The sequence below is a fragment of the Streptomyces bohaiensis genome (assembly GCF_012033785.1).
Lineage (GTDB): Bacteria > Actinomycetota > Actinomycetes > Streptomycetales > Streptomycetaceae > Streptomyces > Streptomyces bohaiensis.
Genome location: NZ_JAAVJC010000030.1, coordinates 13,369 through 31,372 on the forward strand (window position 1 = coordinate 13,369; position 18,004 = coordinate 31,372).

The 18,004-nt window shown below is 73.1% G+C and carries 14 protein-coding genes; 12 read left to right on the top strand and 2 right to left on the bottom strand.

From position 1 onward, the window contains the following. Nucleotides 1-91: 91 nt before the first annotated feature. The 9 genes from rpsA (at nt 92) to HCN52_RS06435 (ending at nt 10,053) form a co-directional block, all read left to right on the top strand. The gene (gene rpsA, locus HCN52_RS06395) at nt 92-1,612 is read left to right on the top strand and encodes a 30S ribosomal protein S1 (RefSeq protein ID WP_168087373.1); all 1,521 of its coding nucleotides are present in this window, start codon (nt 92-94) and stop codon (nt 1,610-1,612) included. Between the two features lie 247 nt (nt 1,613-1,859). Then, the gene (locus tag HCN52_RS06400) at nt 1,860-3,050 is read left to right on the top strand and encodes a PAC2 family protein (RefSeq protein ID WP_312876571.1); all 1,191 of its coding nucleotides are present in this window, start codon (nt 1,860-1,862) and stop codon (nt 3,048-3,050) included. Between the two features lie 91 nt (nt 3,051-3,141). Then, a complete protein-coding gene (coaE, locus tag HCN52_RS06405) occupies nt 3,142-3,762 on the top strand; it encodes a dephospho-CoA kinase (RefSeq protein WP_168087374.1) in 621 nt (206 codons plus the stop codon). A gap of 159 nt (nt 3,763-3,921) precedes the next feature. After that, nucleotides 3,922-5,250: a VWA domain-containing protein gene (locus HCN52_RS06410; protein ID WP_168087375.1), complete on the top strand. Its 1,329-nt coding sequence runs from the start codon at nt 3,922-3,924 to the stop codon at nt 5,248-5,250. Then, nucleotides 5,247-6,188 carry a hypothetical protein gene (locus HCN52_RS06415; RefSeq protein ID WP_168087376.1) on the top strand — a complete coding sequence of 314 codons (942 nt, stop codon included), beginning with the start codon at nt 5,247-5,249 and terminating at the stop codon, nt 6,186-6,188. Before HCN52_RS06410 ends, HCN52_RS06415 begins: the two co-directional genes overlap by 4 nt. 252 nt (nt 6,189-6,440) lie before the next feature. Beyond that, entirely contained in the window at nt 6,441-7,283 is an 843-nt protein-coding gene (locus HCN52_RS06420) for an MHYT domain-containing protein (protein ID WP_168087377.1), read from the top strand. A 4-nt stretch (nt 7,284-7,287) separates the two neighbouring features. Next, the gene (locus tag HCN52_RS06425) at nt 7,288-7,749 is read left to right on the top strand and encodes a type II toxin-antitoxin system PemK/MazF family toxin (RefSeq protein WP_312876572.1); all 462 of its coding nucleotides are present in this window, start codon (nt 7,288-7,290) and stop codon (nt 7,747-7,749) included. Between the two features lie 251 nt (nt 7,750-8,000). Continuing rightward, the gene (locus tag HCN52_RS06430; RefSeq protein WP_168087378.1) at nt 8,001-8,825 is read left to right on the top strand and encodes a PIG-L deacetylase family protein; all 825 of its coding nucleotides are present in this window, start codon (nt 8,001-8,003) and stop codon (nt 8,823-8,825) included. 460 nt (nt 8,826-9,285) lie between these two features. Beyond that, the gene (locus HCN52_RS06435) at nt 9,286-10,053 is read left to right on the top strand and encodes a M23 family metallopeptidase (RefSeq protein ID WP_168087379.1); all 768 of its coding nucleotides are present in this window, start codon (nt 9,286-9,288) and stop codon (nt 10,051-10,053) included. Between the two features lie 119 nt (nt 10,054-10,172). Here HCN52_RS06435 and HCN52_RS06440 read toward each other — a convergent pair whose 3' ends face one another. After that, nucleotides 10,173-11,120, bottom strand: a complete 948-nt coding sequence (locus tag HCN52_RS06440; RefSeq protein ID WP_245174909.1) for a glycerophosphodiester phosphodiesterase — start codon at nt 11,118-11,120, stop codon at nt 10,173-10,175. Between the two features lie 178 nt (nt 11,121-11,298). On the opposite strand from HCN52_RS06440, the gene uvrB reads away from it, so the two are divergent. Both uvrB and HCN52_RS06450 read left to right on the top strand, forming a co-directional pair. Next, nucleotides 11,299-13,410, top strand: coding sequence for an excinuclease ABC subunit UvrB (gene uvrB, locus HCN52_RS06445; protein WP_168087381.1), 2,112 nt, complete (start codon nt 11,299-11,301; stop codon nt 13,408-13,410). Nucleotides 13,411-13,539: 129 nt separating this feature from the next. Then, nucleotides 13,540-14,121, top strand: coding sequence for a TerD family protein (locus tag HCN52_RS06450; protein ID WP_168087382.1), 582 nt, complete (start codon nt 13,540-13,542; stop codon nt 14,119-14,121). 109 nt (nt 14,122-14,230) lie between these two features. On the opposite strand, the gene HCN52_RS06455 is transcribed toward HCN52_RS06450, so the two are convergent. Beyond that, nucleotides 14,231-17,671 (bottom strand): phosphodiester glycosidase family protein, encoded by a 3,441-nt coding sequence (locus tag HCN52_RS06455; protein WP_312876573.1) that lies wholly within the window; start codon nt 17,669-17,671, stop codon nt 14,231-14,233. 114 nt (nt 17,672-17,785) lie between these two features. Between HCN52_RS06455 and HCN52_RS24685 the strand changes: the two genes are divergently transcribed. Continuing rightward, on the top strand, nt 17,786-18,004 hold a 219-nt coding region (locus tag HCN52_RS24685), incomplete at its 3' end, for a hypothetical protein (RefSeq protein ID WP_209314220.1).

Consider the following 18,004-nt stretch of genomic DNA (forward strand, 5'->3'; position numbering starts at 1 on the left):
CTGCTCGGGCTGCCTGGCTTCGGCGGTGCGAAAAGGGTCCACAGCGTGGTATTGCCTACGACTCTTTGTCCGTACCGGAGCCCTTTCACACATGACGAGCAGCACCGAGAGCACCGTGACCACCCCGCAGGTTGCGGTAAACGACATCGGTTCCGAGGAAGACTTCCTCGCCGCGATCGACGAGACGATCAAGTACTTCAACGACGGCGACATCGTCGACGGCGTCATCGTGAAGGTCGACCGGGACGAGGTCCTGCTCGACATCGGTTACAAGACCGAGGGCGTCATCCCTTCCCGCGAGCTGTCGATCAAGCACGACGTCGACCCCAACGAGGTCGTCGCCGTCGGTGACGAGATCGAAGCCCTTGTTCTCCAGAAGGAGGACAAGGAAGGCCGCCTGATCCTCTCGAAGAAGCGCGCCCAGTACGAGCGCGCCTGGGGCACCATCGAGAAGATCAAGGAAGAGGACGGGATCGTCACCGGTACCGTCATCGAGGTCGTCAAGGGTGGTCTCATCCTCGACATCGGCCTCCGCGGCTTCCTCCCGGCCTCCCTGGTCGAGATGCGCCGCGTGCGCGACCTCCAGCCCTACGTGGGCAAGGAGCTCGAGGCCAAGATCATCGAGCTGGACAAGAACCGCAACAACGTGGTCCTGTCCCGCCGTGCCTGGCTGGAGCAGACCCAGAGCGAGGTCCGCCAGACCTTCCTCACCACCCTCCAGAAGGGTCAGGTGCGCTCCGGCGTCGTCTCCTCCATCGTCAACTTCGGTGCCTTTGTGGACCTGGGTGGCGTCGACGGCCTGGTGCACGTCTCCGAGCTGTCCTGGAAGCACATCGACCACCCCTCCGAGGTTGTCGAGGTCGGCCAGGAGGTCACGGTCGAGGTCCTGGACGTCGACATGGACCGCGAGCGCGTCTCCCTGTCGCTCAAGGCGACCCAGGAAGACCCGTGGCAGCAGTTCGCCCGCACGCACCAGATCGGCCAGGTCGTCCCCGGCAAGGTCACCAAGCTGGTGCCGTTCGGTGCGTTCGTCCGCGTCGACGAGGGCATCGAGGGCCTGGTCCACATCTCCGAGCTGGCCGAGCGCCACGTCGAGATCCCGGAGCAGGTCGTCCAGGTCAACGACGAGATCTTCGTCAAGGTCATCGACATCGACCTGGAGCGTCGCCGGATCAGCCTCTCGCTGAAGCAGGCGAACGAGAACTTCGGCGCCGACCCGATGGCCGTCGAGTTCGACCCGACCCTGTACGGCATGGCCGCGTCCTACGACGACCAGGGCAACTACATCTACCCCGAGGGCTTCGACCCCGAGGCCAACGACTGGCTCGAGGGCTACGACAAGCAGCGCGAGGAGTGGGAGCGCCAGTACTCCGACGCCCAGACGCGCTTCGAGCAGCACCAGGCCCAGGTCATCAAGTCCCGCGAGGCGGACGCCCAGGCCGAGGCCGAGGGCACCGAGACCGGCGGCGCCGCGGCGTCCGGCGGTTCCGGTAGCGCTTCCTCCGGTGGCGGTGGCTCGTACTCCTCCACCTCCAGTGAGGACTCGGGCGCCCTGGCCTCCGACGAGGCCCTCGCCGCGCTCCGTGAGAAGCTGGCCGGCGGCCAGAGCTGATCACACGCTGCCCCTGGGCAGCGCCGCGTGACGCGGAACCACTCGGCCCCCGCGACCATCCGGTCGCGGGGGCCGAGCCGTGTCCGGGCCGGTCGGTCACCCGTCCGCCCGCCTGAGACGGTGTGGGCGGGGCCCCCTTCCGGGAACGCTGTCGGCGGGGGCCGTTACTCTCTGCCCTGTCCGGGAATGCGCGCACTCTCGCAGACGTTCTGCCGGACACGGAACGAAGTGGAAGGGGTGCGGCGCCGTGCGCGATCCGCAGGAGTTGTACGCGTGGGACCCGGAAGGGTTGCGTCGCGCCCAGGCGGCGGTGGCCGCGCCGGACGCCGCCGGGCTGGTGATGCTCTACCACTTCAACGGCTTCATCGACGCCGGGGAGACCGGCGCCCAGCTGGTGGAGCGACTGCTCGACGCCGACGGTGACGCGGCCCGCGCCGAGGCGGGGGACGGCCTGGCCGACGGCCCGGAGCCGGATCTCGCGCTGGAGCTCGGCCTGGACCGTGCGGGGGAGGGCGACCTGCCCAGCGGCCCGGCGGCCGAGGAGTCCCCGGACGCCGCGCCGACCGGGGAGGACCGACCGGCGGCAGCCGGCGCGGACGACGGCGCCGCCGAGCAGACGGCCGCCACCGAGCAGCGACTGCCTGGGGTGGTCGTCGCCCGTTTCGACCACGACCGGCTCGTCGACTACCGGGCACGGCGCCCCGCGATGGTGTTCCGCCGCGACCGCTGGGCCTCCTACGAGCAGCCGCAGTTGGAGCTGCGCCTGCTGCAGGACGCCACCGGCCAGCCGTACCTGCTCCTCAGCGGTCCCGAACCCGACGTGGAGTGGGACAGCTTCACCGCGGCCGTGCGGCAGATCGTGGAGCGGCTCGGGGTCCGGCTGGCGATGACGTTCCACGGCATCCCCATGGGGGTGCCCCACACCCGCCCGGTCGGACTGACCCCTCACGGCACCCGGATCGACCTCGTTCCCAGCCAACCGGGGCTGTTCACCGAGGCGCAGGTGCCCGGCAGCGCTGCCTCGCTGACCGAACTGCGGCTCGGCTCGGCCGGCCACGACGTGCTCGGCATCGCGGCGCATGTGCCCCACTACCTGGCGCGGTCGCGCTACCCCGACGCCACCCTGGTGGTGTTGGAGACGATCACCGCCGCCACCGGGCTGGTGCTGCCCCGCGCCGCCCACGCGCTGCGGGCGGCCGCGGCGGCGACCCAGGACGAGATCGAGCGGGAGATCGCGCAGGGCGACGCGGAACTGGTCGCCGTGGTGCGGGGGCTGGAGCAGCAGTACGACGCGGTCGCGGGCGCCGAGGGGCGTCGCAGCCTCATGGCGGAACCGTCCGAGCTGCCCTCCGCCGACGAACTGGGCGCCGTCTTCGAGCGGTTCCTCGCCGAGCGGGACGACGGGGACGAGGGGCCGGGCCAGGCCCCCGGCCGCTGACCGACGCACAGCCGCCTCCGGCCGCCCTCCGGCGGCCGGAGGCGGCGCTGCGTCCGGGAGCCACGTGAACCGGTCGGCTACGCTGCGGGGCATGCTGACAGTGGGAGTGACCGGAGGCATCGGCGCGGGCAAGAGCACCGTGGTGCGGTTGCTGGCCTGCCATGGGGCCGTCGTCGTCGACGCGGACCTCGTCGCCCGGGAGGTCGTCGCGCCCGGTACACCGGGACTGGCCGCCGTCGTGGCGGAGTTCGGTACGGACATCCTCGCCGCGGACGGTTCGCTGGATCGCCCCGCGCTGGCCGCGGTGGTCTTCCACGACCCCGAGCGGCTCGCGGCGCTGAACGCCGTGGTGCACCCGCTGGTCGCGGAGCGGTCGGCCGAACTGCAGGCGGCCGCCCCCGCCGACGCGGTCGTGGTGCACGACGTGCCGCTGCTGACCGAGAACGGCCTCGCCGACCGCTACGACCTGGTCATCGTGGTGGACGTGCCCGAGGAACTCCAACTGGACCGGCTGACGCGGCTGCGCGGCATGACGGAGGAGGCGGCCCGCAGCCGGATGGCGGCCCAGGCCGACCGCGCGGCGCGGCTGGCCGTCGCCGACATCGTGGTGGCCAACTCCGGGACCACGGCGGAACTCGCCGCACGCGTCGCCGAGGTGTGGCGGGAGCTGGAGGCCCGCGCCGCCGCGGCGCCGCCTGCCGCCGACCGCTGACGGTCGGCCCCGACGGGCGGCGGCCGGGAGAGGCCCGCCCCCGTGCGGCCGCCGCGCCGTGCGCACGCCGGTGGGGGCTGTCCGCCCCTGACGCGATATCAACCGGTGTGCGCCGGAGCGGTTTTGGTGCCCGTCGACCCGGCTCGTAGTATCCGCCAAATGATCATAGGAAGACGGCTCGCAGCCACCCTCAGCGGTGTGTTCGCGGCCCTGATAGTGGGCGCGACAGCGGCCCCCGCGGCGGCGGAACCACGCCCCTCCCAGGACCCGCCGAAGGTCCAGCTCGTCCTCGACGTCAGCGGCTCCATGGGGGAGAGCTACAGCGCGGGGCAGACACGGATGGACGCCGCCAAGCAGGCGTTCAACGAGGTCATCGACGGCCTCCCGGAGACCGTCCACCTCGGCATCCGCACCCTCGGCGCCAACTTCCGCGGCGAGGAGATGACGGACGAGGCCTGCCGCGACAGCGAGCAGATCTACCCCGTCGGCCGCGTCGCCAAGGCGGAGGCCAAGGAGGCGGTCGCCGCGCTGGAGCCCACCGGTTTCACCCCGATCAGCCACGCGCTGCGCGAGGCCGTCGCGGACTTCGGCGGCGAGAGCGACAACTCCCGCCGGATCGTGCTCATCACCGACGGCGAGGAGACCTGCGGACCGCCAGACCCCTGCGAGGTGGCCCGGGAACTGGCCGCCGAGGGCATCCGCCTGACCGTCGACACGCTCGGCCTCACCCCCAAGGACGACAAGGTCCGCACCCAGCTCGGCTGCATCGCCGAGGCGACCGGCGGTACCTACACCGCGGTGCAGGACGTCGACCAGCTCACCGAGCGACTCGGCCAACTGGTCGACCGCTCCGCCGAGGTCGTCGTCGAGGCACCCGCTGTCGTCGAGGGCGCCAGCGACGATTGTGCCGCCGCGCCGCTGCTGCGCGCCGGTGTCTACAGCGACCGCGAGGAGATCGGGGAGCACCGCTTCTACCGCGTGCAGCTCGCGCCCGGCCGGGAGCTGCGCGCTTCGGTGAGCGTCGCCGCCGACCGCCCGGTCGACCGGGACTACGCCGTCATGCTGCGGCTGCTCGACGAGGACGGCCAGGAACTGGCCCGCGGGCGCGAGGCCGGCCACGGCCGCACCGACGTGATCTCCACCGGGCTGCGGTACCCCTGGGCGGAGCGCGCCGCGCTCCCCGACGCCGACGCCGACGCCGGATCCGCAGCCTCGCCGTCGCCCGACGCGAACGGCGACGGGAGCGGTGACGGCGAGGAGAGCGTGCTCTGCCTGGAGGTCAGCAACGCGTTCTCCGCGCCCGACTCGGTGCAGCGCGCTCCCGGCATGCCGGTGGAGCTGACCGTCGACCTGGTTGCCGCCGCCGACAGCCCCTCCGACGTGGCCGCCTTCGGTCTCGCGCGGGGATGGGTGCCGCTGGTGCTGCTGACCGTGACCGGCCTGGTGGCCGGCGTGGTCTGGGGACTCGTCCGGAGGGTGTTCGCATGAGCCGCCACACGACCGTCCGCCATCGAGCCCGGCGGGTCGGCCGCCCCGCGGCGGTGCTGGCCCTCGCCGCGGGCCTGCTGCTGGGAACGGCCCCCGCGGTCCTCGCGCAGGAGGACGGAGAGTCCGCCGGTGAACAGCAGGGGTCGGACGGCGGGTCGACCGACCCGGCCGCCGACCCCACCGAGGCCGGGACCGGCTTCCGCGACGCCGCCGTGCTCGGGGAGTCCGGCCGCGGCACCGCACGCGCCACCGTGGGGGAGTTCCTCTACTGGGCGTTCCCGGTCGCGGCGGGGCACGACGCCACCGTCGACGCCACGGTGACCTTCGAGGACGACGGCGACCGCAGTGGCCCCAGCGTCTGGCAGATCGACGTCCACGACGGGTTGCGTCGCAAGCAGTCCTGCGTGGGCGGCGACGCCACGGTGGAGGCCGCCGCCGACGCGGCCGAGGTGACCCTCGGCTGCGCGCTGCGGACCGTCAGGTCGTGGGCGGAGCCGTGGTCGGGCGACCCGCTCCCCGGTGCCTACTACGTGCGGCTGACCGCGGTGGAGCTGCCGGAGGAGGACCTCGGCCTCCCGGTGTCGGTGGTGGTGCGCACCACCACCGAGGACGCCGGGGGAGCCCATGCCCGCGGCGGCGAGCTGGGCGCGCCGCTGGTTCCCACCCCCCGGGCCGGCTCACTGGACGACGGAGCGGGGGCCGGGTCCGCGGAGGACGCCGCGGAGGACGCCGAGGAGTCCGGCTCCGACGCGGATGCCGCCGACCCCACCACCGATGACGGCGTGCGGTTCGCCGGCGTGGTGGCCGAGCCCGAGGGCGGTTGGAACGGCGGGTGGTGGTCCGACCGGTGGCTGTGGACCGCCGGCGGCGGGGTTCTCGGCGCGCTGGCCGCGCTGGGCGGCTACGCCCTCGTACGCCATCCCCGCGTGCGCGGCTGAACGACGCGCGGAACGACGGTGGGACCGGTGCGCGGCACCGGTCCCGCCGTTCGTCGTGTCCGGGCCCGAACAGCACCGGTGACGCGGCCCGTTCGCCCGTCGGCGCGGGAAGATGCACCCCTTCAGGCATCGTGTTGCATCGGAGTTGCAACGGAACGGTACAGGCCCTGTGTTCGGCTTGAACCCGACCTCTAGCATCGGCTCCCCGTGGCCGGTGGGGCACGGGCGAAGAACGTGCAGGGGGAGTGCGTCATGCTCGCAGCGGAAGTATCCACGGAAGACTTCACCTACGGCCTCATCACGCCGGTGTTCGCCTTCCTCATGGCAGTCGTCGGCAGCGCGCTGGGGCTGCGCTGCACCACCCGGGCGCTGAGCAGCGACCGCAACCGCCGGCCGGGGTGGTTGGCGCTGGGAGCCCTGGCGATGGGGACCGGCATCTTCACGATGCACTTCATCGCCATGATGGGGTTCACCGTCCCGTCGATGAGCCTGAGTTACGACCTCGGCATCACCTACGCGAGTCTCGCGGTGGCCGTCGGGGTGGTGGGGATCGGTGTGTTCCTGGTCGGGTACGCGCCGCGCAGCAACCTCACACTGGCGGCCGGCGGTGTCGTCACGGGGTCCGGGGTCGCCGCCATGCACTACCTGGGCATGGCCGGGATGGGCATGGCCGGTGTCATGCGGTACGACCCGGTGACCGTCGGGATCTCGGTCGCCATCGCGGTCGTCGCGGCCACGGTCGCTCTCTGGTTCGCCGTCAACGTCAACGGCTTCGCCGCCTCGTTGGGGGCGAGCGTCATCATGGGGGTGGCGGTCACCGGCATGCACTACGCGGGGATGGCCGCGGTCTCGGTCCACACCCACGGTGCCGCTGCCTCCGGCGGTGGGCACGCGCAGGTGGAGATCCTGATGCCCGCGCTGGTCGTGCCGATCGTGGCGCTGGTCTTCGTCGGCCTCTTCGTCGGCCTCGACCCGATGACGGAGCAGGACATCCACGAGGGGATGAACCGGGGCGACCAGTACGGGGAGGGTTCCCGGCCGCGTGCGGAGGCCCGGCCCCGCCCCACCGGGACGGGTCCGGGCGCCGTACGGTGACCCGGTGACGTCCCTGAACGAAGATCATCGCGAAGAGCCGCCCGCCCGCGGACGGTTCGGCCCCGAGGCCACCATCGAGATCGACCCCCGCCAGGTGCGCGGCGCCCGCTGCGTCTACTCGCCCGAGCGTGACGGCGAGCCCGACCCCGGCGAGGTCGTGTGGACCTGGGTGCCCTACGAGGAGAACGACGGCCGCGGCAAGGACCGCCCGGTCCTGGTGGTGGCGCACGAGGACGGGCCCGGCCTGCTCGCGCTGCAGCTCACCTCCCGCCCGCGGGAGAACGACCACGAGTGGTTCTCCCTCGGGACCGGCCCCTGGGACCGCCAGGGGCGGGAGTCCTGGGTGGACCTGGACCGGGTGCTCCGCATCCATCCGCAGGGCATGCGCCGGGAGGCGTGCGCGCTGGATCGGGCGCGGTTCCAGGCCGTCGTCCACCGGCTCCAGCAGTTGTACGGCTGGCGCTGACCGACGCGGCTCCCGTCCCGACCGGGGTGGGAGCCGCACCCGCCGCTCCGGGCCGCGTCCCCCGTCGCGGAGGGCGCGGCCCGGCCGCGTGTCCGCCGTGGCACCGCGTGTGTCCGCCGAGGTACCGCGTGTCTGCCCGCCGGATTGCCGCGGCACACGCGGCCCGGCCGCGTGCCGGCTCCGGGGGCCCGCCGTGCGGGCCGCGTGCGATGGTCCCCGGCAGGAGACTGGGCAGACCCTAGGCTGCGGCCATGACGGACACCTCACAGCCCTCGAGGGACGCGCAGGGCGCCCCTCCCTCCCTCCGGCAGCTTCCCGTGGACTGGGACCGCGCCCTCGCCGTTGCCGCCCACCCCGACGATCTGGAGTACGGCGCCGCGGCCGCGGTGGCCGAGTGGACGGCGGCCGGCAAGGACGTGCGGTATCTGCTGGTGACCCGGGGCGAGGCCGGTATCGACGACATCGAGCCGGAGCGGTGCGGGCCGCTGCGGGAGCGCGAGCAGCGCGCCGGCGCCGAGCGGGTGGGCGTCTCGACGGTGGAGTTCCTCGACCACCGCGACGGAGTGGTGGAGGGCGGTGTCGCCCTGCGGCGCGAGCTGGCCGCCGCCATCCGCCGGCACCGGCCGGAGCTGCTGGTCACCCTCAACCACCGGGAGCACTTCGGCGACCGGGCCGCGCTCAACACGCCGGACCACCGCGTCGTGGGCCAGGCGGTGATCGACGCCGCCGCGGACGCGGGCAACCGCTGGATCTTCCGGGAGCAGCTCGACACCGCCGCCTTCCGGGCCGACCCCGGCAGCGCCTCGGGGGCCGGCCAGGACGGGCGCCTCAGCCCCTGGAACGGGGTCCGCTGGATCGCGGTGGCGGCATCGCCGCAGGCCACCCACGCCCAGCCGGTCGGCGAGGAGGCGCTGCGCCGCGCGGTGGCCTCGCTGCGGGAGCACCGGGCCTACCTGCGAGGGCTCGGTGTCGAGCCGGACCGTTACGCCTCCGACCTCGTCCGGGGTGCGGCGGACGGTGCGGCGGAGCGGTTCGACGGCCGGCGCTGCGTCGCTTTCGAGCTCTTCCCGCGCTGACCGCCGCTGGTGCGCGTCGCCCCCGCCCGGCCGGGGCGGGGGCCGATGGTCCCGGAACGGACGCGCCGACCGTCCCGCCGGAATTCCCTTCGCCCGCGCTTTCCTGTGACGTGGCACACGGGGAATTCGGCCGTTACTAATCTGCTTAGCGGGTGCGCGGGACCGAGGTCCGGGACCTTTGTCCCAGGCCCGCGGGGAAATCGGCCGTGTCCGCCCCGGGAAAATGACCGAGGACTCGTTCCCCGCCCCTGTGTCGACTGCCATGCGCCCCTTGATGTCGGCGTCCTGACGATTGTCGGACCCCGGCGCGGGCCGCTGCGGAAGGGGCCAATTCCCCCTCTGTGAATCTACGGCCGTTGTTAGTGGAAAGCGCTGTTTGAAGCCTCCGGAAAAGCCCCCTATCAATGGTGGTGGCGCTCGAGGAAATCGGCGCCCCCCACACATCGGAGGATTCACCGGAATGTCCCGCACTCACCTGTCCCGCGCCTTCCTCCCCCGGCTGCGCAGCCGGGCCGGAACCCTGACCATCGGCGCCTGCGCCGCGGCCCTGCTGGCCGGCGGCGGGGTCGCGCAGGCGACCGGCAACGGGGACCTCTTCGCGACGAGCAGCTCCACCGACCTGGCCCACTACGCGGCCACCCAGGCCGACCTCCGGCAGAGCGGCGCCGCCACGGACGCCAAGCTGGCCATCGACGGCAAGGCGACCGAGGTCCAGACCGCCGTCGACCGCGCGGCGAAGCAGGCGGAGGCCGAGAAGGCCGCCGAGGCCAAGGCCGCCAAGGAGAAGAAGGCGGCCGAGCAGAAGGCCAACGGCTGGACCGCCCCGATCTCCGGCGGCTACACCATCAGCGCGACCTACGGCAACAGCGGCAACCGCTGGGCCGCCGGCCACAGCGGCCAGGACTACGCCGTCTCCAGCGGCACTGCCGTGCACTCCGTCGCCAAGGGCACCGTGGTCAAGGCCGGCGGCAACGGCGCCGGTGACGGCCCCGCCTACGGCAACGCCGTCGTGGTGAAGCACGGCGACGGTACCTACTCGCAGTACGCGCACCTCTCCCAGGTCCAGGTCTCCGTCGGGGACCAGGTGAAGTCGGGCGAGCAGATCGCCCGCTCCGGCAACACCGGCAACAGCAGCGGCCCCCACCTGCACCTGGAGATCCGCACCACCCCCGACTACGGCTCGGCCGTCGACCCCGCCAAGTTCCTGCAGAACAAGGGCGTCGGCTGACACCCCCGGACCGGACGCGGGCGAGCGCGTCCGGCCAACGGGCCGGCGGCCGGGCGACGAGCCCGGCCGCCGGCCCGTTGCCGCGTCGCGCCGTCCTGCCGGCCCTGACCCCGGTCGCCTCAGGACACCGGGAGCGGCGCCCCGACGCCGGAGCTGAGCGCCGCCCGCACGACGTCCGGATGGTCGGTGATGATGCCGTCCACCCCCAGCCCGGCCAGCGCGAACGCGGTGGGGCCGTCGTTGACGGTCCACACGTTCACCTGGAGACGGCGGCCGTGCGCCCCGCGCAGCTCCTGGATCGCCGCCACGTACTCGGCCGTCGCCGCGGTGTGCCGGGGGTTGATCTGGTCCACGTACTGCGCGTGGCGGCGCAGCTCCGCCACCGGCGGATTGCCCAGCAGCCCCGTACGCACCCGCGGCGCGAGCTCGTGCAGGGTGCGGACCGAGGCCGCGTCGAAGCTCTGCACCACCAGCGCGCTGCGCAGCGTGCGGGGCGACAGCCAGCCGTGCTCCCGCAGCGCGGCCACGATGTCCGCCTCGATCCCCGGATACAGCTCCGGGGACTTCACCTCCAGCAGCAGCTTCTGCCCGTGCGCTGCCATCCGGTCCAGCACCTGGCCCAGCGTGGGCACCCGCTCGCCCGCGAACTCCGGCCCGTACCAGGAGCCGGCGTCGAGCTCCGCGATCTCCGCCGCGGAGAAGTCGGTCAGCGTCCACGGCGCGCGGTCGGGGTACCGCTCCGGCGCGTCGGTGGTCCGGGCCAGGTCGTTGTCGTGGATCACGACCAGCTCGCCGTCGCCGGCGCGCTGCACGTCGACCTCCACCCACTCCACCTCCAGCTCCGCCGCGGCGTCCACGGCGGCCAGGGTGTTCTCGGGGGCGTGGCCGGAGGCGCCGCGGTGCGCGACCACCGCCGGTCCCGAGCCGTGCCCGGGCGCCGCGGCGCCCGCGGCCACCGGGGCAGGACCGCCGGTCGCGCCCGCCGGCGGCCCGGCCGGGGCGGCGGCGGTCAGCGCGAGGGTGACGGCGACGAACGCCGACCCGAGAGTCGTCAGGGCTGAGTGCAGGGACACCGGGAACTCCTTGGGTCGTGGAGGGACACCCGGGGGATGCTGCCCGCGCGCGGTGTACCCATACGGGCGAACGGTGGCCCAGCGGCCGAACGGCCGGTGACCGGGCGGTCGCGCTCGTCGCCCGGCGCGCTTCCCGCCGTGCGGTGTCGGTGGCTGGTCGTACCGTGGGGTCATGCGACCCGTTTCCGACATCGAACGCACTGTGGCGCCCCTCGAGGTCGTCAGTCCCTACCAGCCCAGCGGTGACCAGCCGGCGGCCATCGACGAGCTGGAGAGACGGGTGCGTGCGGGGGAGAGCGACGTCGTCCTGCTCGGCGCCACCGGAACCGGCAAGTCCGCGACCACCGCCTGGATGATCGAACGGCTGCAGCGACCGACGCTGGTCATGGCGCCGAACAAGACGCTGGCCGCGCAGCTGGCCAACGAGTTCCGCGAGCTGCTGCCGAACAATGCCGTCGAGTACTTCGTTTCGTATTACGACTACTACCAGCCCGAGGCGTACGTCCCGCAGACCGACACGTACATCGAGAAGGACTCCTCGATCAACGACGAGGTCGAGCGGCTGCGCCACAGCGCGACGAACTCGCTGCTCACCCGGCGTGACGTGGTCGTGGTCGCCTCCGTCTCCTGCATCTACGGCCTGGGCACCCCGCAGGAGTACGTCGACCGGATGGTCCCGCTCCGGGTGGGTGAGGAGATCGACCGGGACGCGCTGCTGCGCCGCTTCGTCGACATCCAGTACGCGCGCAACGACACCGCGTTCACGCGGGGCACCTTCCGGGTCCGCGGGGACACCGTGGAGATCTTCCCCGTCTACGAGGAGCTCGCGGTCCGCATCGAGATGTTCGGCGACGAGATCGAGGCCCTCTCCACGCTGCACCCCCTCACGGGTGAGGTGGTCTCCGACGAACAGCAGCTCTTCGTCTTCCCCGCCTCCCACTACGTCGCCGGGCCGGAGCGCATGGAGAAGGCCATCGCCGGCATCGAGGCGGAGCTGACGGGGCGGCTGTCGGAGCTGGAGCGGCAGAACAAGCTGCTGGAGGCGCAGCGGCTGCGCATGCGCACCACCTACGACCTGGAGATGATGCGGGAGATCGGCACCTGCTCCGGCATCGAGAACTACTCCCTGCACATCGACGGCCGGGAGCGGGGGACCGCGCCCCACACCCTGCTGGACTACTTCCCGGAGGACTTCCTCCTGGTCATCGACGAGTCGCACGTCACCGTGCCGCAGATCGGCGCCATGTTCGAGGGGGACGCCTCCCGGAAGCGGACCCTGGTCGACCACGGTTTCCGGCTGCCCTCGGCGATGGACAACCGGCCGCTGAAGTGGGAGGAGTTCCTAGGGCGGGTCGGCCAGACGGTCTACCTCTCCGCGACCCCGGGCCCGTACGAGCTGTCCCGCGGCGACGGCGTGGTGGAGCAGATCATCCGTCCCACCGGGCTGGTCGACCCGGAGGTGGTGGTGAAGTCCACCGAGGGGCAGATCGACGACCTGGTCCACGAGATCCGCACCCGCACCGAACGCGACGAGCGGGTGCTGGTCACGACCCTCACCAAGAAGATGGCGGAGGACCTCACCGACTACTTCATGGAGCTGGGCATCCGGGTCCGCTACCTCCACAGCGACGTCGACACGCTGCGCCGCGTCGAGCTGCTGCGGGAGCTGCGTTCCGGCGAGTACGACGTCCTGGTCGGCATCAACCTGCTCCGGGAGGGGCTGGACCTGCCGGAGGTGTCGCTGGTCGCCATCCTCGACGCGGACAAGGAGGGGTTCCTGCGATCGGGGACCTCCCTCATCCAGACCATCGGCCGCGCGGCGCGCAACGTCTCCGGCCAGGTCCACATGTACGCCGACCGCGTCACCGCCGCGATGGAGAAGGCGATCGACGAGACCAACCGGCGGCGGGCCAAGCAGATCGCGTACAACGAGGAGCGCGGGATCGACCCGCAGCCGCTGCGCAAGAAGATCGGGGACATCGTCTCGGACATCATCCGGGAGGAGATCGACACCGAGAACCTGCTGGCCACCGGCTACCGGAAGCCCGCCGAGACGGGCCGCGGGAAGGCGCCCGTACCGGGGAGGACCGCCCGGGAGCGCCGCGAGGAGAGCGAGCTGACCGACCGCCCCGCCGCCGAACTCGCCGACACCATCGAGCAGCTCACGGAACGGATGCGCGCCGCCGCGGCGGAGCTCCAGTTCGAGGTGGCCGCCCGGCTGCGTGACGAGGTCTCCGAACTGAAGAAGGAGCTGCGCCAGATGAAGGAGGTCGGGCTCGCCTGACGGCCCGACCGGAGCGGCGGCCCCGGGCCCGTCCGGGGCCCTGGTCGCCCGCAGTCGCGCTGACGTAGGGTTTCGAACGGGTCCCCCGGGCCCCAACGACCGACGTGAGCGCGACAGGAGTGGACATCCATGGGCGTCAACTTGTCCAAGGGCCAGGCGATCAGCCTGGAGAAGAGCGACGGCGGCGGGCTCTCCGCGGTGTCCATGGGCCTCGGCTGGCAGGCCGTGAAGCGCTCCGGCTTCCTGGGCAAGCTGTTCGGCGGCGGCGACATCGATCTCGACGCCTCGGCGGTGCTGTTCGCCGGCAGGGAGATGGCCGACGTCGTGTACTACCGCCAGTTGAAGAGCAAGGACGGTTCGGTCACCCACACCGGTGACAACCTCACCGGCGGCACCGGGGGCGGCGACGACGAGGTCATCCTCGTCGACCTGACCGCGGTCCCGGCCGAGGTGGACCAGATCGTCTTCACCGTGAACTCCTTCACCGGGCAGACCTTCACCGAGGTGGAGGACGCCTTCTGCCGCCTGGTGGACCGGACCAACGGCGAGGAGCTCGCCCGCTACACGCTGACCGGCGGCGGTGCCTACACCGCGCAGATCATGGCCAAGGTCAGCCGCAGGGGCGGCGGCTGGGAGATGACCGCCATCGGCGTCCCCTCCCAGGGCCGGACCTTCAAGGACCTGCTGCCGGACATCCTGCCGCACCTCTGACACGGCGGGCGGGCCGCCGCACGGCGCCGCCGCCCCACCACGGCGCGGGCCGGGGAGGGACACCTCGGTGTCCTCCCCGGCCCGCACCGCAGTGCGTCCGCCGGGGTGGTCAGCGCACCAGGTTCACGGTGACCTCGGCGCGCTCCCCGTTGACGGAGACCGCCACCGTGACCCGTCCCGGCCGCAGCGCGGCCAGCGTCCCGGCCTCGGGGTCGAGGACCGCGGCGTGACGCCGGTCGGCGTCGGCCGGGTCACCGACGTGCACCGTCGCCGACCCCGACCAGTCGGTGCTGACCGGCCAGGCGGCGGGCACCTCCCGCGCCTCCTCCCCGGCGCCCTGCGTCACCGTCGCCGCCACCGGCACCGTCTCCCCGACCCGCACCGCGGCGGGCACCGCCGGTGTCAGGCCGTCGACGTGCGGCCGGGTCCGGACGGAGATCCAGTCCGGCCCGCCGGGCCGGCCGGCCGCGAGTGACGCCGGCCGCCCGGCGCCCGGCACCTCGTCCACGCCCACCGTGGACCAGCCGCTGAAGCCGCCGCGGTCCGGCGGCGCCGAGGGGCCCTTCCCCGCGTTGCCGTTGATCAGGTACGGCACGCCGTTGTGGTGGGAGGAGTCGAACAGGCCGACGTGCGACCCCAGGTGCGCCGCGCCCTTGCCGGTCTCCTCGCGGAACGTGGTCAGCCAGTGCTCCAGCAGCCAGGCGTCCATCCGGTCGGTGAGCCGACTGGCGGGCTGCGGACCCGGATCCTGCGGCGGCACGTGCGAGACGACCACCACGGATCCGATCGCCGCGTCGGCGGCCGCGGCGTCGAGCTGCTCACGCAGCTCCCGCCACTGGGCGTAGCCGCCGCCGCTGATCGACAGGGAGGAGGTGTCCAGGGTGACGAAGCGGGTGCCCCGGTGGTCGAAGCTCTGCTGCCGCGCGCCGAACACCTCCTCCCACTGGTCGATCGTCCCGCCCATCACCTCGTGGTTGCCGGGTACGTAGTACCAGGGCAGGTCGCCGAGCTCCTCCTCGATCATCGTCCGTGCGAACTCCAGGTCCGCGGGGGAGCCCTCGTCCACCCAGTCGCCGTTGATGACGACGAACTCCGGCGCGGAGGCGCGCGCCTCGCGCAGCGTCCGTCGCGCGGCGGCCACCGCGTCGCTGTCGGGGTCCCGTGCCACGAACTGTGCGTCGGAGACCAGCGCGAACCGCCAGTCACGGGCGTCGGCCGCCGCGGCGGTGGTGATCAGCGGGTCGACCACCGGTGCGGGGTCCGGCAGGTCGGCGTCGGGCGGGGTGTCGGCGACGAGCTGGTCGACGGCGATCTCGCCGCGGTACGCGGCGTCCGGCCGGGTCTCGGCGATGTACACCCGGTGGACGACGGCCGGGTAGGAGAACCCGTCGGGCACCTCGAACGTGATCTGCCGCCATCCGATGAACCCCAGGTGCTCCCCGCGCAGCACCCGGCTGGTGCCGTCGGCGTCCTTCAGATGCAGCGCGGGCCAGGCGCCGTTGCCGTCGCCCCGCACCCAGAGGGTGAAGCTCTGCGGCTGCCCTGCGACCCGGATGTCACCCCCGGCCGGGGTCGCGTACGCCGCGCGGGTGCCGGTGCTGCGGTCGAAGGCGTACCGCAGCCCGAGCGCCGCGCCCTGGCGCCCGTCCGGTTCGGCGAACAGCTCGCCCGCTGCCCGGGCGTGGGAGAAGCGCCAGTCGTCGACGTTCTCGAAGTCGGCGACGGTGGTGGCGCGCAGTCCCACCCCGGCGGAGAGCACGGTGGTCACCTCTCCCACGCGGGCGGTGATCGTGCTCGCGGTGTAGGTGTCGGTGAGGGCCCGCACCGTCCAGCCGCCACGCGCCGGGTCCGGCTCGACCTCGATCAGCTCGGCGTCGTACGTGAGGGAGACGTCCCGGGGTTCGACGGGTGCCGAGTAGCCCGCCGCGTCGTGGCCCAGCAACCCGAACCGGGTGGTGTCCCCGGCCCCGGAGAGCGCGAGCCTGCGGCGCGTGGGCTCCAACCGCTCCACCTCACCGAGCACCGTCAGCTCCAGGGAGCCGGTCGCGGTCCCCGCCGTGGCCGAGACCGTGGCGGGCCCCGGTTCCGCGCCGGTGAAGAGACCGTCGGCGTCCACAGCGCCGGACCCGGCGGGCGACACCGACCAGGCGGCGCGGGTGGGTCCGGCCGGGCCGAGGGTGGCGTCGTGGACGTGGGCGTCCAGTTGTCTGGTCAGTCCGGACAGGACCCGGTCCGTCCGGGCGTCTCCCATCGTCTCGCCGTTCGGTGCCGACGCGGGCAGGGCGCGGGTGGCCACCCGGATACCGGTGGCCTCGCCGCCGCCCGCGGGCGCGGTGAGGGCCAGCCCGTTGGGCACCGGTCGCTGCTCGCCGTCGGAGGGCTTGTTGACCAGGTCGAGTCCGTCCCTCCCCGCTGCTCGGGAGAGGAGCGTGGTCGAGCCGCCGCCGTCCAGGTTGAGCGCGGAGTGAGCGCCCAGGCGCTCCATCATGACCGCGAGTTCGGTGAGGGTGACCCCGCCGGAGTGCGCCTGGCGGCCGTCGACCACCACCACGTACATGTCGCTGCCGTCCTCGGAGAACCCGACCGCGGTGCGCGGAGCGGTCGCGTTGTTGGGGCGGCCCTCCCAGTCCTGGGCCTCGCCGTCCACCACCAGCAGCCCGTTGCCGCCCACCGCCGTGCGCGGCAGCGCGCTGCCGTCCGCGGTGCGTGCGGCGTACTCCATCTCCACCGTGTCGCCCGCCGCCAGAGCGGAGAGCGCGATGGCGCCGGCGTCGCGGCCGAGCAGCACGGTCGCGTCGGCGGGGACCCGCTCGCGTCCGGGCTTCTGGGAGACCGAGGTGACCCGGCCCTCCTCCACGACGACCTCGGTCACCTGCTGGGCGCCGAGCACCGGCAGCAGCCGATCCGCCTCCCCCCACCCGGCGGTGTAGACGCCGATGCCGTCGGCCGGCAGCGAGGCCGCGTTGTAGCTGGTCAACGCCGCCTCCCCGGTCGGGCCTGCGACCTTCCCGTCGAACAGCACGTCGAGCACCCGGCCGGAACCGTCACCGTCGACGCCGACGACGGTGGTGCGGTTCAGGCTGCCGGACTGCACCAGTTCGCCGTCCCGGATGCCCGGGGCGAGCGGGGCGTTGGTGGCGTTGATGTCGAAGAAGTCGGCGTTGACGGCGGCGACGGTGCTGCGACCCGCCCCGGGATCGTGGGCGGCCGCCAGCTCACCGACGGTCGCCGCGTCGGCGACGTCCGCGGTGGCCAGGTAGTCGACCGTGAGGTCGGCAGCGAGGTCCACGGTGAGGGTCTGGACGTCCAACCACTTGTCGGATTCCAGGCGTTGCGTGCCGGTGAGCTCGGCGCCCGGGGCGATCGGCCGGGCGGAGGCGGAGATCTCGGTGCCGTCACCGTCGACCACTGTGCGGGCGGCCGGATCGGGAGAGGGGGTCTGGGCGGTTGCCGGGGGGATCAGACCGACGGCGAGGGCCGCCGCCACCGCTGTCGCGGCGAGGGGGAACGCGCCGCGGACGCGGCGCCATGGCTGGCGGGTACCAGACACAGGGTCTCCCTGGGACGTGGACGCGGGCACACGTGTGCGCACCCGGTCGCTCAGAGTCGCAAGGGAATCACAACGGGCACCAGTGGTACGGCACAACGTCCACATGACAGACCAGTGAAAGCTCGGGAGCGCGGAGGTGGTCCGGGGCGTCGCGCCGATGCGCCCGAATACCCCGTCTCGGACGCCGACCGCACCCGATCGCCGCAGCGCGCGAACCGCCGCGCACGCCGCCACCGTCCGCCCTCTCGCTGCTCACCGGGGGTGCGCGCCGTCACCGACCGGATGGACGCCTGGCTGCTGGAGCACTGGCTGACCACGTTCCGCGAGGAGACC

Coding starts and splice junctions, on each gene's coding strand:
- HCN52_RS06410 (WP_168087375.1), top strand. CDS start 3,922: ATGATCATAGGAAGACGGCTCGCAGCCACCCTCAGCGGTGTGTTCGCG.
- coaE (WP_168087374.1), top strand. CDS start 3,142: ATGCTGACAGTGGGAGTGACCGGAGGCATCGGCGCGGGCAAGAGCACC.
- HCN52_RS06430 (WP_168087378.1), top strand. CDS start 8,001: ATGACGGACACCTCACAGCCCTCGAGGGACGCGCAGGGCGCCCCTCCC.
- uvrB (WP_168087381.1), top strand. CDS start 11,299: ATGCGACCCGTTTCCGACATCGAACGCACTGTGGCGCCCCTCGAGGTC.
- HCN52_RS06435 (WP_168087379.1), top strand. CDS start 9,286: ATGTCCCGCACTCACCTGTCCCGCGCCTTCCTCCCCCGGCTGCGCAGC.
- rpsA (WP_168087373.1), top strand. CDS start 92: ATGACGAGCAGCACCGAGAGCACCGTGACCACCCCGCAGGTTGCGGTA.
- HCN52_RS06450 (WP_168087382.1), top strand. CDS start 13,540: ATGGGCGTCAACTTGTCCAAGGGCCAGGCGATCAGCCTGGAGAAGAGC.
- HCN52_RS06420 (WP_168087377.1), top strand. CDS start 6,441: ATGCTCGCAGCGGAAGTATCCACGGAAGACTTCACCTACGGCCTCATC.
- HCN52_RS06415 (WP_168087376.1), top strand. CDS start 5,247: ATGAGCCGCCACACGACCGTCCGCCATCGAGCCCGGCGGGTCGGCCGC.